Below are 24,597 nucleotides of genomic sequence, written 5' to 3'. Positions count from 1 at the left end.
GCGCTACCGCCGCAATCCCGGCATTGCCCTCGCAATACTCCTGAGCCGACGCCAGTTTGACCGATTCACTGTACTTCTCCATGAAATAACCCCAAAGTTGATATCCAACTTTTGGGGGTCACTTCACGAAGGTGTCAGACACCCTGCGGGAGTCAGACACCACCCCCAGGATTGCGCGCTACCGGTGTCCGACTCCGGAGGTGTCAGACACCCTGCGGGAGTCAGACACCAAGCCCCAGGATTACGCGCTACCGGTGTCTGACTCCGAAGGTGTCAGACACCCTGCGGGAGTCAGACACCACGTCCAGGATTGCGCGCTACCGGTGTCTGACTCCGAAGGTGTCAGACACCCTGCGGGAGTCAGACACCACCCCCAGGATTGCGCGCTACCGGTGTCTGAATCCGAAGGTGTCAGACACCCTGCGGGAGTCAGACACCACGCCCAGGATTGCGCACTACCGTCACTACCGGTGTCTGACTCCGAAGGTGTCAGACACCCTGCCCTTGATGCCTTGGACGGGACTTGGCTTTCGTCGGCGGATCGAGATAATCGGCCAATGCGTCGAGCTCGCGAGTCACTTCGCGCCAGGCCCATCGAATTGCCTCTATGGATTCGATTTCCGAGGCGCTGAACGAGTCTTTCTTGACGCAGTCGTCAATCACACTGTCCAGCCGTATCAGCGGCGCGGCCGGACGCCTGGGCACCGCCGCGCGCTTGCCGCGACGAACAACCTGCGCCATGCCCACAATCTGCTCCTGGGCAGACGCCGCCACTTTATCCAGCGCCGGGCCCAGGCGGCTGCAGATCTGCTCGGACAATTGCAAGTCGCCCGCACGTTCGATAAGCGCCGCAGTAAGCCACAGCCGATCGATCTGCGCATGCAGCTGCCGCAGCTGGGCATTGGGATACAACAAGTCCATCGGAAACGTCCTGGCCTGCAAAGACATTTCCTGAGCGCGCAATCGGGCCTGCTCCATCATGTTGTCGTCATACAGGCGCGGGCGCTGCTTGCCGCTTTCCAGCATAGAGGCCCACTTCACCAACAGCTCGCCGTAAGTCTCTATCAGGTTGGCAAGGTTGGCCCTGACGCTGTGCTGCGCCGACAACGGCAGCACCACCACGGCCGCCAGTACACCGCAGGCAATCCCGACGCCAACGGCCACGGTTTTATCCAGGGCCCCAGCCAGCACATCGGCCGCGGGTTCCACAGTAACCGCGGTAACAGTAACCAGGCTATAACTCAACGCCTGCCAGCGCATCGACAGATAGGCGGCCACGCCCACTCCGGCCACCGCGCCCAGCACAACAGGAAGGTCCAGCAGCCGGCACGCCAGCACGCAGCCCACCCCAAGCACGACGCCTATCAGCGCCCCCAGCACGCGCCCCCACGCTTCGCCTACCGTGCCTTCAACGCTGGTGCGCAGCACGAAGAGCGCAGAAAAGGCGGCCCAGGCAATTTCTGGCAAGTTCAGCCAGACCATGCTGGCATAGGCAAGGCCCACGGCAGCAACGGTTTGCACGGGCAGGCGTACAGCGTCAGGCACGCTCAGCATATAGACTTGGCCAGGTATTCCGCCCGGACAGCGCGCGGGCTCATCGCGGCGGATAGGGCGAAGTGCGCAACAACTGCGCAAGGTGCATGCAATTCAGCGCCAGTTCGCGAGTGGTTTGTGCGGTCTTGCGGGGCGTGGAAGGAAGGTCCCGGAAATCCGTCTTCTGCATCGCTTCGCCCACCCAGTACGTGACCGCGCTGGCAGGCAGGGAAAAGCCGACATCGTTCAGGGCCTGGAAAAGTTCCGCGCTGACGTGATGGGCGCCATCTTCGTTTCCCACCACCGCCACACCGGCGACCTTGCCATAGGTAACCATGCGGTTGCCATCGTCCATCTCGCCCAGGAAGGCGTCCATGCGTTCCAGGACGCGCTGACACACACTGGACGGATGGCCCAGCCAGATGGGAGTTCCCAGGATCAGAATATCCGCCGCCAGAACACGCCGGCGCAGTTCGGGCCACTGGTCGCCCGGCCCCTCGTCGGATGTCACGCCGGGCGCGATGGCCATGTCTACCGCCCTGACCAGGTCACAGACCACACCCAACCGGCGCAGTTCTTCCAGGACCTGGCTCAGCAAAAGTTCACAGGATGACGACGCGGGCGACTTCTTGAGCGTACAGTTAATGCCGATGGCGGTAAGAGGCATGACGCACCTCGTTGTGATGACATACCGCACGGCCAGCAAATATCAGGCCCGGTGATGGTTCGGCACGGCGGCCGCCGGTCGTCATCCCGCCACCGCGACTACTTCGATTGCGCCGCAATCATGAAGCGCGTCGGCACCAATTCGATGCGCATCGAGTCTATCAATTCGACGATACGCAGCAGCAGCGCTTCCTGCACCGCAAGGAACTTCGTAAAGTCATTGGTCAGCACGTGGGCGCGCACTTCCACTTCTATCCGGCCTATACCCAGGCCCACGCAGCGCACGCGTGGCCACCCGTCTTTCTTCTCGACCATGTCGTCGGACGACATCAGAGCTCGCAGCCGTTCCAGCAATTCGTTCAATTGTGATGCAGGCGTATCCACGCGCAAGGCCAGCGTATGGACGAAAAGGCATTTGTCGCGCTGCGTATAGTTGACGATCTCGGTCTTGGCCAGATCGCGATTGGGCACGGTGATCAGCGTCCCGTCCAACGCACGGATCCGGCTCGAGCGGGTGCCCACGGCCTCGACCACGCCCCGCTGCTCGCCAAAACTGATCACGTCGCCGATACGAAAGGGCCGGTCGGCAAAAAGCGCCACGCCCGCGAACAGGTTTTCTATGGTCGATTGTGCGGCCAGCGCCAATGCAAAACCCCCCACCCCTATCCCCGCGATCAGGCCCAACGCGGGGATGCCGATCTCGTTGGCGCCGTACACCAGGATACCGCCCGCCAAGCCAATTGCCGCGACACGCGCCGCCAGCCGCAGCAAGTGTATGTCCAGGCTGTTGCGCGAGATGCGGGGTGTGCTGATGACCGCTTCGGCCATCAGGAAGCAGCCAACCCATGCCGCCCATGCGGCCACGGCATAGAACACCGCGGTAAACACCAGGCGTTCGCCCGTGGCAAACCACCCGGCGGGGTCGATATGCGATATGACGAACCATTCGGCCAACGAATAGATGGCGATCAGCGCCACCGGCAATGAAAAACGCCACGCCAGGCGGCGCAGTTCGCTGCCGCGACGCCCCTGGGTCCGCACCACCCGCGCCCAACACCACACCAGCGCCAGCATTAGGCCGACCACACCGGCAATGGCGATGATTTTCCAGACCGGGGTGTTCAGATAGGCGGTTTTCAGCGAATCAGGGATGCGCCGCGTCAGCCAATCGGGCACCAGCGGCCCCGTTGCGTTGATATGTTCTTCGTGCAGCGAGGCATAGTGCCGTGCTTGAACCACCGGCAGGTGCTTGACCCGTTGATAGTATTCGGCCAGGTGCGCGATGCTGCCGGCGGTAAACAGGTATTCGCCTGCGTTAGGGCCGTCTTCCTGGCGCGCGATCTTGATATCGGTGCCCGGCACCGTCCAGCGGGCTGGCAGCGGCGCTCCGCCGTCGCGCGCGCCAGGGATCGAGTCCTCATCGACCGACGGCAGACGCGCGACGATGTCCCCAAGATACGTCAGCGCCGCGTTGCCCGCCTTCACACGATTGGCCGCGGGCACCTCGCTCAGGTCCAGCAGCGTGCGCAGCCGATTCAACTGATAGCGGATTTCACGAAGATTGGCGAAGCTCTTGTCTGCGGTGTAGCCGATGTACAGCTGTTCCAGGCGCTGCATGCCCGACACCAGCGACCGATAGGTATCACCAGGGCTTGCGGTACTGACCGGCGACAAGGCCCTTTCGGCCACGGCAAATGCCGGCGCGCTTACCAGCCACATCATCCAGGCCGCGCAACACGCGCCCGCCATTGCCCTGCACCATCTTGCCAGCGCCCTCACCTGTGCCCCCTTTCTGCCGAGCGGATAAGGCCGCATTATCATTGATGAGCCCGGCATCGTCGACCAAGGCCGGCAAGCCGGCCTTGTCTCAGTTGCGGCCAAGGGGGCCCTGGCGGCCTCTCACTGGCCGCCGCCGGGCCTGGTCATTGCACTTTGGGAATATTTCCTTCTGCCACGACCTTGGTCCACTTTGCAATCTCGGCCTGTACGAAGTTCACGAATTCTTGCGGCGTGGTTCCTCCGGCCTCGACGCCAGCGGCGCCCAGCCGCTCTTTGACGTCGGGCAAGGCCGCAATGCGCCGCACTTCGGCGGACCATTTCTCCACGATCTCGGGCGGCATCCCGGCGGGCCCCATGAAGCCCAGCCACGAGAACGCCGTGAACCCGGGAAACGTTTCGCCCAATGTCGGTAGATCCGGCATCGAAATCATGCGAGCAGGGCCGGCGCTGGCCAGCACATCGATGCGGTCAGCCTTGATGAAGGGTTGCGACGTGAAATACGTATCGAAGCTCACGTCCGCCTCGCCCGACACCACCGCTGTAACCGCGGCTGAACTGCCCTTGTAGGGCACATGCACCATATCCACGCCGGCCGACGCCTTGAAATATTCGGCCGTGAGATGCGTGATAGTGCCGTTGCCGGCGGACGAGTAATTAAGCTTGGCCGGGTTCTTCTTGGCGTACGCGATCAGTTCCGCCAGGCTTTTTACCGGCACCTTCGGGTTGGTAATAGCCACGATCTGGAGTACGCCGGCGCGACTCAGGTAACTGAAGTCTTTGATCGTGTCGTAGGGCAGGTTTTCGTATAGCGCGGGGTTGGTGCCGACGCTGGTCGTACCCATTATGATGGTATAGCCGTCGGGTTTGGCCCGTGCCACGTGCTGCATGCCTATCGTCGTGCCTGCACCCGGCTTGTTCTCGATAATGACGGGCACCCCCCATGCTTCATTGAGCTTACTCGCAAAAGTTCGTGCGATCGGGTCGGTGGCTCCGCCCGGGGGATACGGAACTACCAGCGTGATGGGACGATCCGGATAAGTATCCGCGAACGCCGGACCCGCTGCTGAAGCCACGCACAGCCCTGCAAGCAAGGCAGTCATCAAACGCATTTCTGTCTCCTGTATTGTTATCAATAGGCATTACAGGGTTGCCGCACCTCCCAGAACCGCGGTGACTTGACTGGAAAGCACCCCTCCGTTGCCGTGGCAAAGGGCGATGTTCGCCCCATCTATCTGCCGCTGGCCCGCTTCGGCACGCAACTGCCTGACGGCTTCCACCAGCAAGAAGATTCCATACATGCCCGGGTGGCAGCACGACAGCCCGCCGCCATTGGTGTTGACCGGCAGGCGGCCGCCGGGCGCGATGCCCCCACCCTGCACAAAGGCGCCCCCCTCACCCTTGGCGCAGAATCCCAGGTCCTCGAGAAACAGCAGCGTATTGATGGTGAACGCATCGTAGAGCTCCACCACATCCACGTCCCGGTGCGTGATCCCCGCCATCGCCATCGCGCGCGGGCCCGACTCTGCCGCAGCGGTAACGGTCAGGTCCGGCATGCAACTGATCTGGCGATGCCAGTGTGCGGCCGCCACGCCAAGCACGTACACCGGCGGCTTGGGAAAATCGCGCGCCCGCTCGGCCCGCACCAGCACCAGGGCCCCGCCGCCATCGGTGACCAGACAACAATCGAGCAGCCCCAACGGGTCACTGATCATGCGGGCCGCAAGCACGTCATCGACGCTCAGCGGCCCGCGCTCCTGGGCGTCGGGATTGAGCCTGGCCCAGGCGCGAGCGGCGACGGCCACTTCGGCGAGATCGCGTCGCGTGGTGCCGTACTGGTGCATATGGCGCGCCGCGGCCAACGCATAACTTGAAATGGGATAGCGCGGTTGATATGGCGCCTCGTACTTCTGCACTTCGGACATCGATTTCAGTTTGCCGAAACCGGTGCCCTGGTTGCTGCCGTAGCAGATCAGTGCAACGTTGCATTGCCCCGTGGCCAGCGCCATAGCCGCCGTCAGCAAGTGCGCAACAAACGACGACCCTCCCACCATGTTGTTGTCGGAGAAACGTGGCTGTATGCCCAGGTATTCCGCCGCCGAGAGCGTCGACAGATAATGATAGGCGGACCCGACGAACAGGCCATCGACATCTGCCAGCGTCAACCCTGCCTCGCGCAGCGCGCCGGAGGCGGCATCGGCCATGATGTCCAGGGCGCTCAAGCCGGGACGTGGGCCCGGCGTGCCCAGGCTTGCCCCGACGATAGCGGCGGATCCGCGCAGCGTATTGGCAGTGCTCATTGCAAGGTCTCCGTGACAGGATCGAACACGACGAACCACGCCGAGTCGGCGCTGTCGGGCGCGGATACGATGCGGGCGCGAACCCGCATTCCGATCCGTACCGCGTCGGGCGCCAGCCCCTCCACACGGCTCATCATGCGCGGCCCCTCGTCAAGGTCGACCAGCACGACGCTGTAGTCTCCGCCATGTTGAGGCTTGCGGCGCACTACCGTGGCGGAATACACCGTGCCGCCGCCGCTCGCGGCCGTCCATTGCAATTGCGAACCGCCGCAGTGCGGGCACAACACGCGGGGAAAGAACACGTGGCGTTCACATTGGCAGCATTGCTGCAGCATGAAGCGTCCCTCGGCCAGGTGGGCGGCATACTCGCCGTCCGGGCCGAGCGCGGCGCGCGGTTCAGAGGAATCATTCACGGACGGTCTCCTGCAGGTCGATGGCGCGGGCCAGCAAAGCTGGGTCTTTCTTGAGCTTGTGCTTTTCCACCCGATGCGTGGCGGTGTGCGGCAGCTCGTCTACAAACACAACAAAGCGCGGCACCTTGATGCGGGCCAGGCGCGCCGCACACCAGGCGGCGATTTCCTGTGCGGTGATGTGGGAATCCGGTCGCGGCACCACAGCCACCAGGATCTCGTCCTCGCCCAGTTCGGCAGGCACGGCAATGGCCGCGGCCTCTTGCACGCACGGATGGTTTCCCACAACGCGATCGAGCTCCGCGCCAGAAATGTTCTCGCCGCGCTTGCGAATGATGTCTTTCTTGCGGCCGACGAACCAGATGAAATCGTCGTCGTCGCGGTATCCCATGTCGCCCGTTATGAACCATCCGCCTTCGCGAAACGACGCCTGTGTCTGTTCCGGATCGCGAAAATACCCTTGCATCAACGTAGGCGAACGCACCATGAACTCGCCCACTTGACCGATCGGAACGTCATTGCCCGCCTCGTCCACGACGCGCAGCTCGGCGAACGTCATTTCCGGATCGGGATGCCTGCACAGCTTGCCTACCGATCCGAGCCGACGCGGCCCTGTGAGCGGAGTGATACATATGCCCGGGGCTTCGCTCATGCCATAGCCATCCAGCAGGTCCCGGACGCCGAATGTGCCTGTGAACAAGGCGTCGGTTTCCTTTGATAGCGGCGCCACGCAGATCTTGCTGAGACAGTGGCCTGCCACGAACTCCTCGCGCGGCCTCTTGGCCAGAATGCCTGGAATGGCTGCCACAAAGTTAACTTCGGTGGCACGGCTTTCTTTCACGGTGCGCCAGAAGCGGGATGCCGAGAATGCCTCTTCCAGAATGACAGTCGCGCCCGCCGCGAGAGCGCCGCAGACCGAATAGAACAAGGCATTGATGTGGAAGGTTGGCAAAATGCACAAAAGCCTGTCATCAGGCTGCAGATACATGCGGCCGACAAACCCTTCGGCGGAAAGCACCACCGATCTCTGCGCATGCATGACCGCCTTGGGCAGGCCGGTCGTGCCCGACGTATAAATGAAGACACAGGTCGCCTCCGGCGATGAGCCGTCGGCCGGCGGCTCGGCCGGCGCCTGGTCCAGGGCTTCATTCCAGGTGGGAATCTCGGCGCACTCGGGGTCGGGCTCGTTGAGCAATATCCACGCGTCGCGCTGGCTTTGCGCCACTGCCTTGCGCGCGGTAAGCAGGCACGCAGGCGAACAAAGCAAGCCACTCAGTTCGGCGTGTTTGATGACATAACCCGCTTCCTCTTCACGGAAATCTGGATTGAATGGACACATAGTGGCGCCCAGCCTGGCCAGAGCCAGAAAGCTCACGATGGTGGTGACATGGTTGCGCGACATCACGCCTACCCGGTCACTCCGGCCAATGCCGCGGGCGGCATACATGGCGGCAGCCCGCTCGACCAGGGCATGCATTTCACGATAGCGGTAGCTGATGCCGCGAAATACCAGGAACTCGCGGTCCGGTACGGCGCTTACGCGTGATTCAAAGAGCGAATACAGGCTGCCAGAGTGCGGCGGATACAGCGCAAGAACTTGCTGCGGCGACAACATCTTGGTCTCCCTCCACGCGTTGTTCTATTTGTTAGTTTGTACGGACATTTTGTGATGGGCTTGATGTTCTGTCAACGACTTTCGGCGCCGCCAGCCCCCGGGAAGGCAAAATGCGGGGCGGCGCGGGTGGCGGCGCGGGGCGCGACGAGGGGCACGCTGGGCGGCGATGCGCGCAGACCCCCGGAACACATCCGTACAATTGCACGGGCTCGATGCCTGACCCGACCCGACGGGCGCGACCGGGGCTCTGTGCCTTGCCGCCCGGCTATGCGGGTCGGGGCCGCGACGCTTCAACGCTTCAGAATCCCTACGCCCGCCACGTGCCAGTCATTGATATAACCGCCCGAGACGTACCTTGATTCCGGTTGCTCTGCCCTCGCTTGAATTCGTTCTGACCCGGCTGGCTTTCGTCCTGGCCACTTTATTCTGGCTGGGCTGGACCCTGCGACTTTGCTTGAGCGCATCAGCGCGGCAGCGGCTTAGCCCCCGGCGCACCATGATGTATGCCGCGTCGGCCGTTCTGGGTGTATACACGCTCGTCAGTTTCTATCAGTTGCAGCGCCATGTCGCAGAATCGCGGGCGGCCTACGACGCCAGCTTCCGCCTCACACTCACGAAGCCCCGTGTTCTAGGCGCGATCGAAATGCCGGCCGGCACCGCGCTGGAGCTTGCCATCGCGCACCGGCCCGACGCCTTCAGCACGGCGCGCTTTCCCTACCCCGTGCAGATCGGTGGGGTAAGCACCCTGACAGCCAGGCGCTATCTCGCTATTCACACCGATGAGGCCCACCGCACCACAGGCTACACGCCAATAAACATCCGCCTTGAAGGCCAGGGCCACGGCGTGCTGCTGGGCTGGGTATGCGATGCCGCCCAGCCGATCATTTTCGCGACTCATCCGGATGGCGGCGTGGGCGAGTTCCAGAGCTGCACGCTAGCCGAGGGCAACCATATCGAGAACATCCCCTTGCCCCAGGGCGCCGAATTGATCGCAACAACGGGCACCGTGTACCCGGATGGCCGCGTCGATCCTGACCGCTGGCTGATCCACCTGCCGACAACTTCCGAACTGCATATCGGCGGCAGCCTTCAGCGCGGCGGTGCGATCCTGCTGGATGCGGACCGCAAGCTCTACCGCCGGGTGCCTTAGCCCAAGCGCCGCTTCTGGCGGCTAAACCCCACTTAGCCAGGTTTCGAAAGACAGTTGATCCCGAGAAATGCCGTCGCGCGCAGCCCAGCGTGATCTTTCTACAACTCATCGGTTGTAAACCGAAAATACAGCTCAAGCCTTGTATTTTCGGTTTACCAGGTAAATCGAACAGGAAATGCACAGTTGGTTCTTGTTCGTCTGTCTCTAGGCTCCGAATCCACCGTCTATCGTGTGCATCGCCCCAGTCACGAATCCGGCTTCTGGACCGGCCAGCCATGCCACCATTGACGCAACCTCTTCTGGCTGGCCGTGGCGCTTGATGGCCATGAATCCATGCAACAGGTCTTTCATCGGCCCATCGGCTGGATTGGCATCCGTGTCGATCGGCCCCGGCTGAACAACATTCACGGTAATTCCGCGCGGACCTAAGTCACGCGCGAGGCCTCGAGCCAGCCCCTGCAGAGCCGATTTGCTGAGTGCATATGCCGCCATGCCAGGCACGGGCATCCGGTCTCCGTTCACCGATCCGATAACGATGATGCGCCCACCTTGAGGCATACGACGCGCTGCCTCGACAGAAGCGTGATAAGGCGCATGCACATTGATCTTAAGCAGACGGTCTACGGCATCCGGATCAAGTTCAAGCGCGTCGCCGAACACTCCAATTCCGGCGTTGACCACCAGTACGTCTAGTGGGCCGCTGTCGCGCACCCGTGCGATGACCGCATCCCGGTCTACGCTGTCTGTCTGGACCGCCTTGCTGCCTGTTTCAGTAGCAAGCGCCTCGGCTGCGGCCTGCGATCCTGAATAAGTGAACGTTACGTCCGCCCCATCCGCAATAAAGCGCCGCACAATTGCCGCGCCAATTCCGCGACTTCCTCCCAACACCAACACCGACTTCCCTTCGAACGCAGCCATCATTGACCCCTAGGTAAAATATGTAGTGGTCACTATAATAATAGACGAGACGGCAATGTCAAGGATTTTTGTAGTGGAACCTAAAAAAATAGTTCGAAGTCGGGGTCGACCGCGTAAATTCGATGTAGATGAGGCCATCGCAACTGCTCAGCGCCTGTTCCATTCCCGGGGTTATGACTCCGTCAGCGTGTCGGACCTGACCGACGCCCTGGGCATCAACACACCCAGTTTCTATTCGGCGTTCCGAAGCAAAGCTGGTCTTTATGAGCGGGTCATCCACCGGTATGCTCATCACGGAGCCATCCCGCTTACAGGCCTTCTGCGCTCTGACCGTCCGGTAGCGGACTGCATCACCGCAATGCTTGAGGAAGCGGCGCGTCGTTATGCCGGCGACCCTGCGGCGACTGGATGCATAGTGCTGGAGGGATGCCGTTGCAGCGACGCAGAAGCGCGTGTTCTTGCCAGCGCTGCACATGATGCTGCGGTTGAAGTCATCCGCACATATATCGCTGCTCGACATCCCTTAGAAGCAGCCAGACTTACCGAGTACATCAACACTCTGATGATTGGTCTTTCCGCACAGGCGCGCGCTGGTAAGGAATTGAACGTCCTTCTCGAAACCGTGCGCGTGGCGAGCCTTGCCGTCACATCCATCCTTCGCGCTGGATGAGGCATGCAAGTGCTGCAATTCACAGCGTATGCGGACGCCACAGTGCGGCGGCGCATGACGTCTCCTGTGTTCTAGAAAAGCCGGCAACGAAGCCCGCGCCGGCTACCCTCGCACTACCTCGAGTTACTACTCCACCGTCACGCTCTTTGCCAGGTTCCGCGGCTTGTCTACGTCGGTGCCCCGCGCGCAGGCGGTGTGATATGACAGCAGCTGCAGCGGAATGGTGTGCAGGATGGGGGAAAGCACGCCGTAGTGCTCGGGCATGCGAATGACGTGCATGCCTTCGCTGTTGGCGATGCGGCTGTCTGCGTCGGCAAAGACATACAGTTCGCCGCCACGGGCCCGCACTTCTTGCATGTTGGACTTCAGCTTTTCCAGCAGCGAGTCTTTGGGCGCGATCGTGACCACGGGCATCTGTTCCGTAACCAGCGCCAGCGGCCCATGCTTGAGCTCGCCCGCCGGATAGGCCTCGGCGTGGATGTAGCTGATTTCCTTGAGCTTCAGCGCGCCTTCCAGGGCGATGGGGTAATGCATACCCCGGCCCAGGAACAGGGCGTTTTCTTTGCTGGCAAAGCGGTCGGCCCAGGCCATGATCTGGGGCTCCAGCGCCAGCACCGAACCGATGGCGGCCGGCAGGTGGCGCAAGGCCTTCAGGTGGTCGGCTTCTTGCTCTTCGGTGAGCCTGCCGCGCGTTTGCGCCAGTGCCAGGGTCAGCAGGAACAGCGCGGTAAGCTGAGTGGTGAATGCCTTGGTGGACGCCACGCCGATTTCGACGCCGGCGCGCGTGATGTAGGCCAGCTTGCATTCGCGAACCATGGCGCTGGTGGCCACGTTGCAGATGGTCAGGGTGTGTTCCATGCCGAGCGAGCGCGCGTGCTTGAGCGCGGCCAGCGTGTCGGCGGTTTCGCCTGATTGCGAGATGGTGACGACCAGAGTGCGCGGGTTGGGCACGCTGTCGCGGTAGCGGTATTCGCTGGCGATTTCGACGGCAACCGGAATCTTGGCGAGCGACTCGATCCAGTATTTGGCGGTAAGGCCGGCGTACGAACTGGTGCCGCACGCCAGGATCAGCACGGAGTCGATCTCTTTGAAGATCTTGTGGGCTCCGTCGCCGAACAGTTCCGGCGTGATGCTTTCGATATCTTGCAGCGTGTCGCCCACGGCGCGGGGCTGCTCGAAGATCTCTTTCTGCATGTAGTGCCGATAGGGGCCCAGTTCGGCGGCGCCGGTGTGCACGTGTACGGTGTGCACTTTGCGCTGGACGGGCTTGCCTTCCATATCGGTGATCCACACGCGCGACAGCTGCAGGTCGACGACATCGCCGTCTTCAAGATAGATGATCTGGTCAGTGGTGCCGGCCAGCGCCAGCGCATCGGAGGCCAGGAAGTTCTCGTTCTGGCCCATGCCCACCACCAGCGGCGAACCTTGACGCGCGCCCACGACGCGGTGCGGCTCGTCCCGGCAGAAAACAGCTATGGCGTAGGCGCCTTGCAGACGGCGCACGGCCTGCTGCACGGCTTCGAAGAGATCGCCGTTGTACAGGTGGTTGACCAGGTGGGCGATGACTTCGGTGTCGGTCTGGCTTTCGAATACGTACCCAGCGGCCTGCAGTTCGGCACGCAGTTCGTCATGATTTTCGATGATGCCGTTGTGCACGAGCGCGATACGGGGTTCGTCTTTGCCCAGTTGCGAGAAGTGCGGGTGTGCATTGTGCGTGGCGGGCACGCCATGGGTGGCCCAGCGCGTGTGGGCGATGCCCGTGAAGCCGGCCAGGTTGTCGTGCGCAACCTGGTCGGCCAGCTCGGCCACGCGTTGCGTGCTGCGGGTGCGGCGCAGGTGGCCGTCGACGTACAGCGCCACGCCGCAGGAATCGTATCCGCGATATTCCAGCCGCTTCAGGCCTTCGACCAGGATGGGAGTGATGTCGCGTTGGGCGACGGCGCCGACAATGCCGCACATAGGGAATCTCCGGTGATTTGGGTATGGGCGCATTGTGCGCTGGGCGCGATGAAATTTGATTGCTTTATTACGCCAATAATGACAGATGATTTTCTTACACAAACGTGTTTAAATCTTTTTCCATTTATCCGGTATTTTTGAAATAAACATGCAGAATGAACCCCACGAGTTGGTGGAACTCGATGATCTGGACCGACGCATTCTGGTCGAGCTGCAGGAAGATTGTTCACTGACCAACCAGGAACTCGCCGCCAGGGTGCACGCATCGGCACCGACTTGCCTGAGGCGGGTGCGCCGTCTGGTCGAGGCCGGCGTGATCGCGCGGCAGGTGGCCATATTGGCGCCCGAGAAGCTGGGCAGCACCCTGACAGCCATTGTGGAAATCACGTTGGATGTGCAAACGGCAGAAAGCCTGGATGCATTCGAGCGCAGTCTGGTAGACGAACCTGCGGTGCTGCAGTGTTACCGCGTATCGCCAGGGCCGGATTTTGTGGTGGTGGCCCAGGTGCGGGATATGCCCGCCTATCATGCGTTGGCGCACCGGGTGTTTACATCGCAGGCGAATGTGCGCAACGTCAGGACGTTTTTTTCAGTGCACCGCGCGAAATTCGAAACGCGGATCGATGTGGCGGGATGAGGTATCCGTCGGGGGGGTGTCTGACACCAGAGGTGTCAGACACTGAATGCTATTTGGCGGGATGACGTATCGCCCCGGGGGGGTGTCTGACACCGAATGCTATGTGGCGGGATGGGTATCGCCGGGGGGTGTCTGACACCAGAGGTGTCAGACACTGAATGCCATGTGGCGGGATGACGTATCGCCCCGGGGGAGTGTCTGACACCAGAGGTGTCAGACACCGGATGCGATGTGGCGGGATGACGTATCAGATCAGCGTTGGCGCGCGCGCAGCAGTCTGTCGAATTGCGCCAGGTAGCGTCGCCCCATTTCGGTTACGTCGTGCTCGGTGCGCACGTATTCGTAGGCGCGGCGGGTGCAGTCAGCGCGGAACTCGTCATCGTCCAGGCAGCGCGCCATGCCCAGGGCCATGGCGTGCGCGTCGCCCACCGGGCATAGCACGCCGCGGCCGTCGGCCAGGCTTTCTTTCAGGCCGCCCGCGTCGGTGGACACGACGGGCACGTGCTGCAAAAACGCGTCCAGCACGCTGCTGCCCAGGGCCTCTTCCTGCGAGCTCATGACGAAGACGTCGAAGATGCTGTAGAAATCTTCGATACCTTTGCGGAACCCCGCGAACAGATATACGTTTTGCAGACCCAGCGCCTGGACTTCTGCCCGCGATTCGGCTTCCCGGTCGCCGCCCGCGCCAAAATGCACGAACACGAAGTCATCGCGTTGCCGGGCGAGTTCGCCCACCGCGCGTATCAGGGTCAGCGGGTCTTTGTCGCGTATCAGCGCCGCGGAAGTGGCCAGCACCTTCTTGCCGCGCAGCCCCAGTTCGTCGACAAGGCGCTCGACGTTGGCACGGTTGATCTCGTGCGGTTCTACTGCGCTGCGGATGATGGCCGGGTCAAGCCCCAGCCGGCGCGGTTCGGCCGCGGCCATTTCGCTGATGGCGACGAAGCAATCGACCCGGCGCCATTTTGCGCCCGTCTTCCATTCTTCGCCGGGCTTGACGACGAAGGACGTGCGCCGGGAAAACGCCACCGGGCGCCGGTGCACGGCCTTGGTCAGAACGGCCCACGTGACGGTATTGGCGGTTTGCGCGTGGATGATGTCGTAGCTTCGGCCTGCGCGAGCCAGAAAGGCCAGCTGCGCCGGCACGTTGCGCACGCCATGGGCCAGGAAACCTTCTTCGCCCGCGCGCGCCTGCAGCGGCCCGCCGGCACGACACAACAGTTCGACCTCGTGACCTGCGGCGCGAAACGCACGCATGCAATACAGGGTCTGGCGTTCGCCGCCACGCCAGCCTTTCTCGAAGTTGAGCTGCAGGATTCTCATCAGCGTCCGATGCCCTGGTATTCAAAGCCCAGCGCGCGCATATCGGCGGGCGAATACAGGTTGCGTCCATCAATGATTACGGGGTTCTTCAATAGGGCGCGCATGCGTTCCAGGTCGGGCGCGCGAAACACTTTCCATTCGGTGGCGATCAGCAAAGCATCGGCCCCGTCCAGCGCCTGGTACATGTCGTCGGCGAATTCGACGGCGGGATTGTTTGCCAGCAGCTGGCGCGAGTGCGGCATGGCGATTGGGTCGTAGGCCCGCACGCGCGCGCCGCGCTGCGTAAGCTCGGCAATGGCGGTCAGGCTGGGCGCTTCGCGCATGTCGTCGGTGTTGGGCTTGAATGACAGGCCCCACAGGGCAAAGGTGCGGCCGGACAGGTCGTCGCCAAAATGCGCCACGATTTTTTGAGACAGCCGCAGCTTCTGGGCATCATTGGCGGCTTCGGCGGCGGCCACGACGCGCATGGGCAACCCGTGCTCGGCGGCGGTTCGCGCCAGCGCCTGCACGTCTTTGGGAAAGCAGGAGCCGCCGTACCCTACGCCGGGGTACAGGAAGTGATAGCCGATGCGGGGGTCGGCGCCGATGCCGCGGCGCACGTGCTCGATGTCGGCGCCCAGCGCCTCGGCGAGGTTGGCCATTTCGTTCATGAACGAAATGCGAGTGGCCAGCATGGCGTTGGCGGCGTACTTGGTCAGCTCGGCGGATCGCACGTCCATGACCATCAGGCGCTCGTGCGTGCGCTGGAAGGGCGCATACAGGCGGCGCATGACGCCTATGGTGTATTCATCGTCGGCGCCGACGATGATGCGGTCGGGGCTCATGAAGTCTTTGATGGCCGCGCCTTCTTTCAGGAATTCGGGGTTGGACGCCACGCTGAAAGGCACGTCGACACCGCGTTCGGCCAGCACTGCAGCGATGGCCTGTCGCACCTTGTCTGCAGTGCCCACGGGCACTGTCGATTTATCCACCACCACTTTTCGGCTGGTCATGTGGCGGGCGATGTTGCGCGCCGCTTCCAGTACATGTTGCAGGTCGGCCGAGCCGTCTTCGCCGGGGGGTGTGCCGACTGCGATGAACTGCACGTCGCCGAAGGCGACGCTGGCCGGGATGTCGTTGGTGAACTGCAGCCGGCCGGCCTGGGCATTGCGCTTGACGAGATCTTCCAGGCCGGGCTCGTAGATAGGGATACCGCCCTGCTGCAACATCTGGATCTTGCCGGCATCGACGTCCAGGCACATGACTTCGTTGCCCATGTCGGCCAGGCAGGCGCCCGAGACCAAGCCCACGTAACCTGTGCCGATAACCGTGATTTTCATGCGCAAATGCCTATAGATGGTGTTCGGCGGAATTATAGATGGCGGGCTGCTGGCGCAATGCGGGGAAAAGCCGGCCGGCAGCGCCGCAACTGGCGCCTGGATGCATCAGCCGGCGCGCAATTTGTTCAAGCGTACCGCATTGACCGCAATTGCCGCGGTGGCGCATAGGGTGGCGAAGCCCAACGCATAGGTGGGGCCGTATCTGCTGCTGAGCGCGAAGGCGATGGCCACAAGCGCCGTGCCGAAGCTCTGGCCGAACACCCGCGTGGTTGCCTGCAGCCCGCCGGCGGCGCCGCTGCGCTGGCGGGGCGCGGATGACAGCATGGCCCGGTTGTTGGGCGTTTGAAAAAACCCGAAACCCAGCCCGGTGACGAACATGGCGCCCATGATCCACGAATTGGGCGCGTCCAGCGGCATGGCGACCAGCCCGATCAAGCCCACGGCCATGACGGCCGCGCCTGCGCCGCTGAGGGTGGCGGCCGAATACCGGTCGGACAAGCGTCCGGCCAGCGGAGCGACGATGCCGGTGCCTACGGGCCATGCGCCCATCAACATGCCGACCTCAAGGTACGACCGTCCCAGTATCTGTTGGAAGTAGAACGGCAGCGACACGTAAGATGCCATTTGTGCAGCGAACGTGAACGCGGATGCCGCAACGGCGAACCCGACTGCGCGGATACGCAACAGATCTACCGGCACCAGCGGCGCGGGCTGCCTGCCGGCGCGCCGCACGAGCGCCCAGCCCGTCACGCAGGCCGACAGGATCATCGCCAACCCGCGCAACCAGTCTTGCCCCAGTGTATCGACCCCCGAAATGAATACGCCCAAAGTCAGCATGCAGAGCAGCGCGCTGACCCAGTCGAGCCGCACGGTGTTGCGGGGCACCTCCGGCAGGTGGCGCAGGCCGAACATCACCGCCACGCAAATGGGCAGGTTGATGGCGAAGATCCAGCGCCAGTGCGCGACTTCCAGGATGATGGACCCCAGGGTGGGCCCCACCACTGACATGACGGCGACGGTGGTGGCATTGAGACTGATGCCCCGTCCGAGCAGGCGCAACGGATAAATGTTGCGCACCATGCCCCCGAACATGCACATGAGCGTCGCCGCCCCCACGCCTTGCGCGACGCGCGCCAGGGTCAATTGCCATAAGGATTGCGACAGCGCCCCCGACAGCGAAGCCAGTGCAAACAACGCCAGGCCGATGGTGTACATGCGCTTGAAGCCGACGCGTTCGGCCAGCGCCGACAACGGCAGCAACAACATCACGACCGCGAGGTTGTACGCGTTGACGATCCAGACCGCCTGCGACGGCAGTGCGTCGAGGTCGCGTGCGATGGTGGGCAGCGCCACGTTGGCGATGCTGGTATCCAGCACCGACATGCTGATGCCCACCAGCACCGTGGCGGCGGCCCAGTACCGGCGTGGCGTGGGCAGGCCGTCGGGCAACGCCTGGCGGGGCGAGGCGCCGGCGGCCGGCCTGGGTTCTGTGCTCACGACTTTTTCTGGGGTCGCTGCCAGCCGTCGATCGTGGCCTGCTTGGGACGCGAGACCGTGAGCTTGCCGGCCGGCGCATCGCGGGTCAGTGTGGTGCCCGCGCCCAGGGTAGCGCCCTTGCCCACGCGCACGGGCGCGACGAGCTGGGTGTCCGACCCGATGAAAGCGTCGTCTTCGATGATGGTGCGATGCTTGTTGGCGCCGTCGTAGTTGCAGGTGATGGTGCCGGCCCCGACGTTCACACGCGCGCCGATATCGGCGTCGCCCACGTAGGCCAGGTGGTTGGCCTTGCTGTCGGCGTCGAGCACGCTGTTCTTGATTTCGACGAAGTTGCCCACGTGTGTGCGATCGCCCAGGCTGGCGCCGGGGCGCAGGCGGGCATAGGGGCCGATGCGCGCGTCGCGACCGACGGTAGCCTGCTGGATGTGGCTGAAGGCGTCGATGTGTGTGCCCGCGCCCACCGATACGTCGCGCAGCACGCAGTGCGGCCCCACGCGCACGCCATCGGCCAGTTCGACCTTGCCTTCGAACACGCAGCCCACGTCGATGAACACATCGCGCCCGCACGATAGCGTGCCACGCACGTCAAAGCGCGCCGGGTCGGCCAGGGTGACACCGGCCTCGAGTTGTCGCCGCGCCTGTTCAAGCTGCCAGCGCCGCTCGAGCTCGGCCTGTTGCACGCGGCTGTTGACGCCCAGGGTCTCCCAGCCGGCGGACGGCTGCGCGGCGCCCACGGCAACGCCGTCGGCCACGGCCAGGCCGATCACGTCGGTAAGGTAGTACTCGCCCTGGGCATTGTTGTTGTCGATGCGGCCCAGCCATTCTTTCAGGCGAGCGGTAGGCGCGGCCATGATGCCGGTGTTGACTTCGCGGATGGCGCGTTCGGCCTCGGTGGCGTCTTTGTGCTCGACAATCCGCACCACCTGGCCCTGTTCGTTGCGCACGATGCGGCCATAGCCGGTGGCGTCGTCGAGAATCTCGGTAAGAACGGCCGCGCCCTGCCCGCGCGCCTGCAGCAGGCGGCGCAGAGTATCGGGCTGTACCAGCGGCACGTCGCCATACAGCACCAGGGTGACGTCATCCTGGCCGTCTTCTTGCAGCAGCGGAACGGCCTGCTGTACGGCATGGCCGGTGCCTTGCTGCGGCTGCTGCAGCGCGAAACTCAGCCCGGGGCGGCCTTCATAGGCACCGCGCACACGCTCGGCGCCATGCCCCACCACCACCACGATGCGGCCGGGCTCGAGCTGGCGGGCGCTGTCCAGCACGTGTTCCAGCATGGGTTTGCCGGCAAGGGAATGCAGCACCTTGGGAAGATCGGACTGCATGCGTTTGCCGAGTCCGGCAGCGAGAATGACGACGTTTAGCATAAGAGACGAAGATACGGTGAAGCGGCGGGCGGACGCCGGCCGCGCGATGGAAAGCAGAGGGTCAAGACTTGCGGGGCGCCGTGGCGCGCCCGGTGGCCGCCTTTGCCGCACGTTTGCGAGGAGCACGCTTGCGCGGAGCCTGGTCGGCCGGTTCGCTGGCGGACGCCGCGGCGGCGCCCGAGGCTTCGGGCATGGTGGCGGCCGTGGCTGCGGCAAGCTGGTTGAATTGCTGCTGCAGCAGATCCCACCAGGCCTGCGATGCCGACTGGGCCGCCTGGCTGACTTGCTCGGCCGTGGAAGCCGGCTCGGCCGACGCCGCGGCGCCGCCCGCCGGCTGGCTGCGGGATTCAGGGGCGGCGGCGCCCGGCTGCGCCGGCGTGGCGGGTTTCAAGCCCAGCGCGACCTCGAGCGGAGACGGATTGCCGCCGGCGGCGCCGCTTACGAATGACCGCAGGGTGGCAATGGTGGCGCGCTGCACCTCCAGCCCCTGGATGGTGCTCGTGAGCATGGACAGGTTCATGCGCAGCCAGCTTTCGACCGAGCGCAGTTCGGCAATGCGGCGCTCGAGATCTTCAAGGTTCATGGGAGGCGTCATGGGCAGCGCCTGCGCCAGCCCGCCCGGCCCGGCCAATCCCGCCCAGGCCTGGCGCATCATTTCCATACTGGCAAGCAATGGGTTGCCGGCCATGTCGCCGTCCTGGCCCAAGCCAGGCAGCACGAAGGGGTTGGATTTGGATTGGGGGTCGGACATTCAGGCTCCAGGGCGCCCTGATGGACGCTAGCGCGGCAGGATTTGGCCGTTTTCGATGCGCACGTGATCACCGGAAGCATAGGCAAACGGTTGCGAACTATGGAATTTGCGCGTGCTGCCGTCGGCCATGCGCACGGTCATTTCGTAGTGCGTCACGGTCTGCTGCTGCCTGATATTACGCTCGATTTCATGGCCTGCCAAAGCGCCGCCCACGGCGCCCAGCACAGTCAGGGCGTCTTTGCCGCTGCCGCCGCCGAACTGGTGGCCGACCACGCCGCCCACCACGCCGCCGGCCACGGTACCGACGATGTTATGGCCGCTGTTCTGTACCGGCACCTGGATGGGGCGTATGGTTTCGACCACGCCGCATTGATGGCATTCAGCCGCAGCGGAGGCGGGTTTGGCGGCGGGCTTGGGGGTGCTGCCCGCGGCCGGAGCGGCGGAAGCCACTTTTGCCGGCGCGGCGCCCGCAGCGGGCTGGCCTGGCTGGGTTTCCGACGTGGCGGCCTGGCCCGCGGACGCGGCGGGGTCGGCCCAAGGCGTCGGCAACCATCCCAGCAGGGCCGCGACAGCCACGGCGCACAGCAGGATGACGGACACCGCCGCCGTCGCCACCAGCGGGTGCAGGCCCCGCCGGGTAGCGGCGCCAGGGGAAGCTACTGGACTGTTCATGGTTCGTCCTTGTTCAACGATACGGCCCGTTATATAGCACCTGATCGACCCTGCCCGTGGTATCGGCGTGTTGCGATAGTGACCCTTTGCAAGGAACGGCCGTACGGCCGCTGTGCATTCTGGGACAATGACCGGATGGACAAGCCGATTCCCGTGACCGAGCTCGAACAGGCCATCAATTATTGGCGCAACCGCCTGCCGTCGCAAGGCGACGAATCGCGGCTGTGCCCGCAGGCCGCGGCGTTGGCAACGCCCTATGCATTGATGATCATGCAACAAAAGCGGGAAGTCGGCCTTGCGGAGCTAAGCCCGGATGCCTTGGCGGCGTATACCGAGTGGCGAACTGCGCACGGGGCCGATTGACGAGGCCTGCGAGGTGTGGTGTCTGACACCCTTCGGGAGTCAGACACCTTCAGAGGAAACACCGTCACGGTTGGTGCCTGGCTCCCGCAGGGTGCCTGACACCGCGGGGCGGCGCTTCAGGAGCCCGGCAGCGCCTTGATGTCGTGGGTGTGGTGTCTGACACCCTTCGGGAGTCAGACACCGTCAGAGGAAGCACCGTCATGCAAGGTTGGTGTCTGGCTCCCGCAGGGTACCTGACACCGCGGGGCGGCGCTCAGGAGCCCGGCAGCGCTTGATGTCGTGGGTGTGGTGTCTGACACCCTTCGGGAGTCAGACACCTTCAGAGGAAACACCGTCACGCCAAGTTGGTGTGTGGCTGCCGCAGGGTGCCTGACACCGCGGGGCGGCGCTCAGGAGCCCAGCAGCGCCTTGATGTCGTGGGCAAGGGCGTCGGCGCCGATGGTGTTGTTGGCAAGGACGCGAGATTCGCCCTTGGCGTCGAACAGGTAGAACGCCGCGGTGTGGTCCATGGTGTAGTTCTTGCCGCCTTCGGTGGGCACCTTGGCGTAGTAGGCCTTGAACGAGGCGGCCGCCTGCTTGATCTGCTCGGGCGTGCCCGTCAGACCCAGGAAACTCGAATCGAAGGTGGTTACATATTGCTTGAGCACGTCGGCCGTGTCGCGCTCGGGGTCGACCGTGATCATCAGCACCTGCACGCGCCCGGCGTCATCGCCCAGCTTTTGCATGACCTGCGAAAGTTCGGCCAGCGCCGTCGGGCAGACATCGGGACATTGCGTAAACCCGAAAAACGCCACGACCACCTTGCCGTCGAAATCCTGCAGGGTGCGCGGCTGCCCATTGTGATCGGCCAGGGCCAGGCTCTTGCCCAACTGGGTGCCCGAGATGTCGTTGCCCTTGAAGCTGGGCGCCGCGTCGGTGCAGGCGGCCAGCAGGCCAGCTAGCCCGATTGCCGCCGCGCCGCGCAACAGCGCACGGCGCGAAATATTGAACAGGGACATGTTGCGAGTTCTCCGAGGGTCAGGCAAGCAGGCCGACCCAGTGATCCAGCAGCAAGGCAGCAAACAACAGCGCCAGGTACAGGATGGAAAAGCGGAACAGGCGACGCGCCAACGCGTCGCTGTACTGGCGGTACAGCCGCCAGGCGTATCCGACGAACAGGCCGCCCAGCACCAAGGCGCTGGCCAGATACAGCAGGCCGCTCATGCGGACGACGTAAGGCAGCGTGGTGGTGGCCACCAGCGCCAGGCTGTACAGCAGGATATGCAGGCGGGTGAATTGCTGGCCGTGGGTGACGGGCAGCATGGGCAGCCCCGACTTGGCGTAGTCGTGGTTGCGGTACAGCGCAAGCGCCCAGAAGTGGGGCGGCGTCCAGATAAAGATGATCAGCACCAGCAGCCAGGCTTCGGCGGGCACGGCGTCGGCCGCGGCGGCCCACCCGAGCGCGGGGGGCATGGCGCCCGAAAGGCCGCCAATAACGATGTTCTGCGGCGTGCGCGGCTTGAGGATGACGGTATAGATCACCGCGTAGCCCACGAATGTAGCGAACGTAAGCCACATGGTCAGCGGATTGACCAGGTGATACAGCACGACCATGCCGGTGCCGCCCAGCAGGCCCGACAAAGTGAGAACCTGCGTGGCCGTGATGGTGCCGCGCGCGGTGGCGCGCCGCGCCGTGCGCAGCATGCGGGCGTCGATTTCCTGTTCGATCAGGCAGTTGACGGCAAACGCGGCAGCCGCCAGCAGCCAGATGCCTATGGTTGCAAACACCACCCGGCCGGGGTCGGGCAGGCCTGGCACGGCCAGGAACATACCGATAATGGCGCAGAAAACGGCCAATTGCGTCACGCGCGGCTTGGTCAGCACCAGGTATTGGCGCAGGAGCCCGGGTTGTGTAGCGGCAAAACTGGTCATAACACTATTCTAAACGCGCTGGACTGCCGGAGCGACCGCCCGGGCGACGCCGGGGGTCGACAGGCGCACCAGCATGACGACGCAAGCAAGCGTCAAACCGGCCGCGCCGCCGTTATGCAACACGGCAATCAAGAGCGGCCATTGGAAGAAAATGGTGGTCAGGCCGGTGAACAGCTGCGCGGCCAGCAGCGCCAGCACCAGCGTGGCCGGCCCTCGTAGCGCAGGCTCGGATCGCATGCGCCAGGCCAGCACGCCCAGGTACGCCAGCACAAGGAAGGCGAAGTTTCGGTGTACCCAGTGGATGGCGGTCAGGGCATGCTGCGAGATCATTTCACCCGACGGCAATTCACCCAGGCCCCTTATGACCGAAAAGCCGCCACGGAAGTCCATTTCAGGGAACCACTGGCCGTGACAGGTCGGGAAGTCCAGGCAGGCCAGCGCCGCGTAGTTGGTGCTGACCCAGCCCCCCAGGGTGATCTGCACCAGCAGCAGCAAGGTGCCGCCCACCAGCCACGGACGCCAGCGCAGGGCATGGGCCGACAGGGGCGCGTGCGGACGCTCGCGCGCCGACAGCCAGGTCATCAGGGCCAGCACGGACAAGCCGAACACCAGGTGCGCGGTCACGACCGCGGGCATCAGCCGGTGCGTGACGGTCCAGGCCCCGAAGGCGCCCTGCACGCACACGGCCACCAGCGTGACGACTGCCAGCGCCGGCGAGCGGCCCAATTCGCGGCGGTATCGCCACGCCATCACGACGATCGCAATGATCAGCATGCCGAGAAACGCGCCGACGTAGCGGTGGATCATTTCGATCCAGGCTTTCGACAAGGTAACGGGGCCGAACGGCATGGCTTCGGACGCCTGGCGGATGTCGGACATTGCGCCCAGGGGGGTGACGCTGCCGTAGCAACCCGGCCAGTCCGGGCAGCCCAGGCCGGAATCGGTCAGGCGCACGAAGGCGCCGAACATGATCAGGTCGAGCGTAAGAAACCAGGTGAAGAAAACCAGCTTGCGGTAGCGTTGCTTGATGCGGTCCATATAAATACCGGCCTATGGCCATTGCGGGGCGACGGACATGCGGGCAGGGCGTCAGCCGATGCGCGAGTTATATACGAGCTTGCTGATGTCTTTGCGCACCTTGACGCCATCGGCATCGGCGGGAAACTGCAGCATCAGGTTGCCCAGCGGATCAATGACCCAGATGGGATCGAGCAGGCCGGGCTGGCCTTGCACCGTGTCGCGCGCAAGCAGAAAGCGCGCCAGTTGTTCGGGCCGCGCGCGCACCATGACGGTGCCGCGATAGGCTTCGAGCACCTTCTGGGGCACTTCGGCATCGTCGGTAATAAACCAGACGCGCGCCAGGCGGTCCACATTCTTGCCCTGGCTGGCATGCGAGTTGCGCGTGATGAAAAGCTTGCGGGCGCAGGCTTCGGGGCAAGCGCCTTCGCCCACACTGACCAGCAGCCATTTTCCCTTGAGCGACTGCAGGTCGAAAGGCTTGCCGTCCAGGGTGGTGAGCTGCAGGTCCTGCGCGGCGGGCATGGGACGCTGTGGATCGAGCAGCGTGCCGTAGTTGCTGGACTCTTCGGGCCACCATTGCGGGTTGTAGTACATCACGAAGGCGGCCACGATGGGCGCCAGCGCGCACAGAAACACCAGCACCAGGGGCAGCAATGAGCGCTTCTTGTTGGCAGGAGCAGGAGCGGAGTGGGTTACGCGTGGCACGGGTTTGCTTTCCTGAAATTCAACGAGGGGTATGCCGG

23 protein-coding genes are annotated in these 24,597 nt (G+C 63.7%); 4 read left to right on the top strand and 19 right to left on the bottom strand.

The genetic code is table 11. The features are described 5' to 3' along the window. Nucleotides 1-489: 489 nt before the first annotated feature. The 7 genes from CAL19_RS19550 to CAL19_RS19520 form a co-directional block, all read right to left on the bottom strand. Nucleotides 490-1,554, bottom strand: coding sequence for an FUSC family protein (locus CAL19_RS19550; protein WP_081745766.1), 1,065 nt, complete (start codon nucleotides 1,552-1,554; stop codon nucleotides 490-492). A gap of 40 nt (nucleotides 1,555-1,594) precedes the next feature. Further along, complete coding sequence (locus CAL19_RS19545; protein WP_026641091.1) at nucleotides 1,595-2,200, bottom strand: flavodoxin family protein; 606 nt, start codon at nucleotides 2,198-2,200, stop codon at nucleotides 1,595-1,597. Nucleotides 2,201-2,298: 98 nt separating this feature from the next. Beyond that, the gene (locus tag CAL19_RS19540; RefSeq protein ID WP_170941568.1) at nucleotides 2,299-3,948 is read right to left on the bottom strand and encodes a mechanosensitive ion channel family protein; all 1,650 of its coding nucleotides are present in this window, start codon (nucleotides 3,946-3,948) and stop codon (nucleotides 2,299-2,301) included. Nucleotides 3,949-4,121: 173 nt separating this feature from the next. Next, on the bottom strand, nucleotides 4,122-5,087 hold the full coding sequence (locus CAL19_RS19535) for a tripartite tricarboxylate transporter substrate binding protein (protein ID WP_094797715.1): 966 nt from the start codon (nucleotides 5,085-5,087) through the stop codon (nucleotides 4,122-4,124). 30 nt (nucleotides 5,088-5,117) lie between these two features. Beyond that, nucleotides 5,118-6,275, bottom strand: a complete 1,158-nt coding sequence (locus CAL19_RS19530; protein WP_094797714.1) for a thiolase — start codon at nucleotides 6,273-6,275, stop codon at nucleotides 5,118-5,120. Further along, nucleotides 6,272-6,688 carry a Zn-ribbon domain-containing OB-fold protein gene (locus CAL19_RS19525; protein ID WP_249276344.1) on the bottom strand — a complete coding sequence of 139 codons (417 nt, stop codon included), beginning with the start codon at nucleotides 6,686-6,688 and terminating at the stop codon, nucleotides 6,272-6,274. The genes CAL19_RS19530 and CAL19_RS19525 overlap by 4 nt, the downstream gene beginning before the upstream one ends. Continuing rightward, nucleotides 6,681-8,300, bottom strand: coding sequence for a class I adenylate-forming enzyme family protein (locus CAL19_RS19520; RefSeq protein WP_094797713.1), 1,620 nt, complete (start codon nucleotides 8,298-8,300; stop codon nucleotides 6,681-6,683). The genes CAL19_RS19525 and CAL19_RS19520 overlap by 8 nt, the downstream gene beginning before the upstream one ends. A gap of 355 nt (nucleotides 8,301-8,655) precedes the next feature. Between CAL19_RS19520 and CAL19_RS19515 the strand changes: the two genes are divergently transcribed. Further along, nucleotides 8,656-9,450: a hypothetical protein gene (locus CAL19_RS19515; protein WP_141214402.1), complete on the top strand. Its 795-nt coding sequence runs from the start codon at nucleotides 8,656-8,658 to the stop codon at nucleotides 9,448-9,450. A 204-nt stretch (nucleotides 9,451-9,654) separates the two neighbouring features. Here the strand turns inward: CAL19_RS19515 and bdcA are convergent, their stop codons facing one another. Then, the gene (bdcA, locus tag CAL19_RS19510; RefSeq protein ID WP_094797711.1) at nucleotides 9,655-10,368 is read right to left on the bottom strand and encodes an SDR family oxidoreductase; all 714 of its coding nucleotides are present in this window, start codon (nucleotides 10,366-10,368) and stop codon (nucleotides 9,655-9,657) included. Between the two features lie 73 nt (nucleotides 10,369-10,441). On the opposite strand from bdcA, the gene CAL19_RS19505 reads away from it, so the two are divergent. Next, complete coding sequence (locus CAL19_RS19505) at nucleotides 10,442-11,038, top strand: TetR/AcrR family transcriptional regulator (protein ID WP_212589913.1); 597 nt, start codon at nucleotides 10,442-10,444, stop codon at nucleotides 11,036-11,038. Between the two features lie 126 nt (nucleotides 11,039-11,164). Here the strand turns inward: CAL19_RS19505 and glmS are convergent, their stop codons facing one another. After that, nucleotides 11,165-12,997, bottom strand: coding sequence for a glutamine--fructose-6-phosphate transaminase (isomerizing) (gene glmS / locus CAL19_RS19500; protein WP_026641094.1), 1,833 nt, complete (start codon nucleotides 12,995-12,997; stop codon nucleotides 11,165-11,167). A gap of 148 nt (nucleotides 12,998-13,145) precedes the next feature. On the opposite strand from glmS, the gene CAL19_RS19495 reads away from it, so the two are divergent. Continuing rightward, complete coding sequence (locus CAL19_RS19495) at nucleotides 13,146-13,634, top strand: Lrp/AsnC family transcriptional regulator (RefSeq protein ID WP_094797710.1); 489 nt, start codon at nucleotides 13,146-13,148, stop codon at nucleotides 13,632-13,634. A 252-nt stretch (nucleotides 13,635-13,886) separates the two neighbouring features. On the opposite strand, the gene CAL19_RS19490 is transcribed toward CAL19_RS19495, so the two are convergent. The 6 genes from CAL19_RS19490 to CAL19_RS19465 all read right to left on the bottom strand — a co-directional run bounded on the left by CAL19_RS19490 (nucleotide 13,887) and on the right by CAL19_RS19465 (nucleotide 20,560). Further along, entirely contained in the window at nucleotides 13,887-14,954 is a 1,068-nt protein-coding gene (locus tag CAL19_RS19490; RefSeq protein WP_094797709.1) for a glycosyltransferase, read from the bottom strand. Next, nucleotides 14,954-16,273 (bottom strand): UDP-glucose dehydrogenase family protein, encoded by a 1,320-nt coding sequence (locus CAL19_RS19485; RefSeq protein ID WP_094797708.1) that lies wholly within the window; start codon nucleotides 16,271-16,273, stop codon nucleotides 14,954-14,956. The genes CAL19_RS19490 and CAL19_RS19485 overlap by 1 nt, the downstream gene beginning before the upstream one ends. A gap of 105 nt (nucleotides 16,274-16,378) precedes the next feature. Beyond that, nucleotides 16,379-17,770, bottom strand: coding sequence for an MFS transporter (locus CAL19_RS19480; RefSeq protein WP_051423887.1), 1,392 nt, complete (start codon nucleotides 17,768-17,770; stop codon nucleotides 16,379-16,381). Beyond that, entirely contained in the window at nucleotides 17,767-19,137 is a 1,371-nt protein-coding gene (gene glmU / locus CAL19_RS19475; RefSeq protein ID WP_026641099.1) for a bifunctional UDP-N-acetylglucosamine diphosphorylase/glucosamine-1-phosphate N-acetyltransferase GlmU, read from the bottom strand. Before glmU ends, CAL19_RS19480 begins: the two co-directional genes overlap by 4 nt. Nucleotides 19,138-19,198: 61 nt before the next feature. Continuing rightward, nucleotides 19,199-19,888 (bottom strand): PhaM family polyhydroxyalkanoate granule multifunctional regulatory protein, encoded by a 690-nt coding sequence (locus CAL19_RS19470; protein WP_038852626.1) that lies wholly within the window; start codon nucleotides 19,886-19,888, stop codon nucleotides 19,199-19,201. Nucleotides 19,889-19,915: 27 nt separating this feature from the next. Beyond that, entirely contained in the window at nucleotides 19,916-20,560 is a 645-nt protein-coding gene (locus CAL19_RS19465) for a glycine zipper 2TM domain-containing protein (RefSeq protein WP_094797707.1), read from the bottom strand. A 135-nt stretch (nucleotides 20,561-20,695) separates the two neighbouring features. On the opposite strand from CAL19_RS19465, the gene CAL19_RS19460 reads away from it, so the two are divergent. After that, nucleotides 20,696-20,923: a DUF3717 domain-containing protein gene (locus CAL19_RS19460; RefSeq protein ID WP_026641101.1), complete on the top strand. Its 228-nt coding sequence runs from the start codon at nucleotides 20,696-20,698 to the stop codon at nucleotides 20,921-20,923. Nucleotides 20,924-21,312: 389 nt separating this feature from the next. On the opposite strand, the gene CAL19_RS19455 is transcribed toward CAL19_RS19460, so the two are convergent. From CAL19_RS19455 to CAL19_RS19440, 4 genes are read right to left on the bottom strand one after another with little or no spacing between them, the layout of a single operon-like run. Next, complete coding sequence (locus CAL19_RS19455) at nucleotides 21,313-21,921, bottom strand: SCO family protein (RefSeq protein ID WP_026639936.1); 609 nt, start codon at nucleotides 21,919-21,921, stop codon at nucleotides 21,313-21,315. 19 nt (nucleotides 21,922-21,940) lie between these two features. Next, nucleotides 21,941-22,834: a heme o synthase gene (gene cyoE / locus CAL19_RS19450; protein ID WP_026639935.1), complete on the bottom strand. Its 894-nt coding sequence runs from the start codon at nucleotides 22,832-22,834 to the stop codon at nucleotides 21,941-21,943. Between the two features lie 9 nt (nucleotides 22,835-22,843). After that, nucleotides 22,844-23,872 (bottom strand): COX15/CtaA family protein, encoded by a 1,029-nt coding sequence (locus CAL19_RS19445; protein ID WP_026639934.1) that lies wholly within the window; start codon nucleotides 23,870-23,872, stop codon nucleotides 22,844-22,846. 51 nt (nucleotides 23,873-23,923) lie between these two features. Continuing rightward, nucleotides 23,924-24,505, bottom strand: a complete 582-nt coding sequence (locus CAL19_RS19440; RefSeq protein ID WP_170940399.1) for an SCO family protein — start codon at nucleotides 24,503-24,505, stop codon at nucleotides 23,924-23,926. Nucleotides 24,506-24,597 lie beyond the last annotated feature (92 nt).

The organism is Bordetella genomosp. 7 (assembly GCF_002261265.1).
GTDB lineage: Bacteria > Pseudomonadota > Gammaproteobacteria > Burkholderiales > Burkholderiaceae_B > Bordetella_A.
The sequence above is the reverse complement of the archived record's forward strand: the minus strand, read 5'-3'. Positions and strand labels throughout refer to the sequence as shown.

Coding starts and splice junctions, on each gene's coding strand:
- CAL19_RS19550 (WP_081745766.1), bottom strand. CDS start 1,554: ATGCTGAGCGTGCCTGACGCTGTACGCCTGCCCGTGCAAACCGTTGCT.
- CAL19_RS19545 (WP_026641091.1), bottom strand. CDS start 2,200: ATGCCTCTTACCGCCATCGGCATTAACTGTACGCTCAAGAAGTCGCCC.
- CAL19_RS19540 (WP_170941568.1), bottom strand. CDS start 3,948: ATGGCGGGCGCGTGTTGCGCGGCCTGGATGATGTGGCTGGTAAGCGCG.
- CAL19_RS19535 (WP_094797715.1), bottom strand. CDS start 5,087: ATGCGTTTGATGACTGCCTTGCTTGCAGGGCTGTGCGTGGCTTCAGCA.
- CAL19_RS19530 (WP_094797714.1), bottom strand. CDS start 6,275: ATGAGCACTGCCAATACGCTGCGCGGATCCGCCGCTATCGTCGGGGCA.
- CAL19_RS19520 (WP_094797713.1), bottom strand. CDS start 8,300: ATGTTGTCGCCGCAGCAAGTTCTTGCGCTGTATCCGCCGCACTCTGGC.
- bdcA (WP_094797711.1), bottom strand. CDS start 10,368: ATGGCTGCGTTCGAAGGGAAGTCGGTGTTGGTGTTGGGAGGAAGTCGC.
- glmS (WP_026641094.1), bottom strand. CDS start 12,997: ATGTGCGGCATTGTCGGCGCCGTCGCCCAACGCGACATCACTCCCATC.
- CAL19_RS19495 (WP_094797710.1), top strand. CDS start 13,146: ATGCAGAATGAACCCCACGAGTTGGTGGAACTCGATGATCTGGACCGA.
- CAL19_RS19490 (WP_094797709.1), bottom strand. CDS start 14,954: ATGAGAATCCTGCAGCTCAACTTCGAGAAAGGCTGGCGTGGCGGCGAA.
- CAL19_RS19485 (WP_094797708.1), bottom strand. CDS start 16,273: ATGAAAATCACGGTTATCGGCACAGGTTACGTGGGCTTGGTCTCGGGC.
- glmU (WP_026641099.1), bottom strand. CDS start 19,137: ATGCTAAACGTCGTCATTCTCGCTGCCGGACTCGGCAAACGCATGCAG.
- CAL19_RS19470 (WP_038852626.1), bottom strand. CDS start 19,888: ATGTCCGACCCCCAATCCAAATCCAACCCCTTCGTGCTGCCTGGCTTG.
- CAL19_RS19465 (WP_094797707.1), bottom strand. CDS start 20,560: ATGAACAGTCCAGTAGCTTCCCCTGGCGCCGCTACCCGGCGGGGCCTG.
- CAL19_RS19460 (WP_026641101.1), top strand. CDS start 20,696: ATGGACAAGCCGATTCCCGTGACCGAGCTCGAACAGGCCATCAATTAT.
- CAL19_RS19455 (WP_026639936.1), bottom strand. CDS start 21,921: ATGTCCCTGTTCAATATTTCGCGCCGTGCGCTGTTGCGCGGCGCGGCG.
- cyoE (WP_026639935.1), bottom strand. CDS start 22,834: ATGACCAGTTTTGCCGCTACACAACCCGGGCTCCTGCGCCAATACCTG.
- CAL19_RS19445 (WP_026639934.1), bottom strand. CDS start 23,872: ATGGACCGCATCAAGCAACGCTACCGCAAGCTGGTTTTCTTCACCTGG.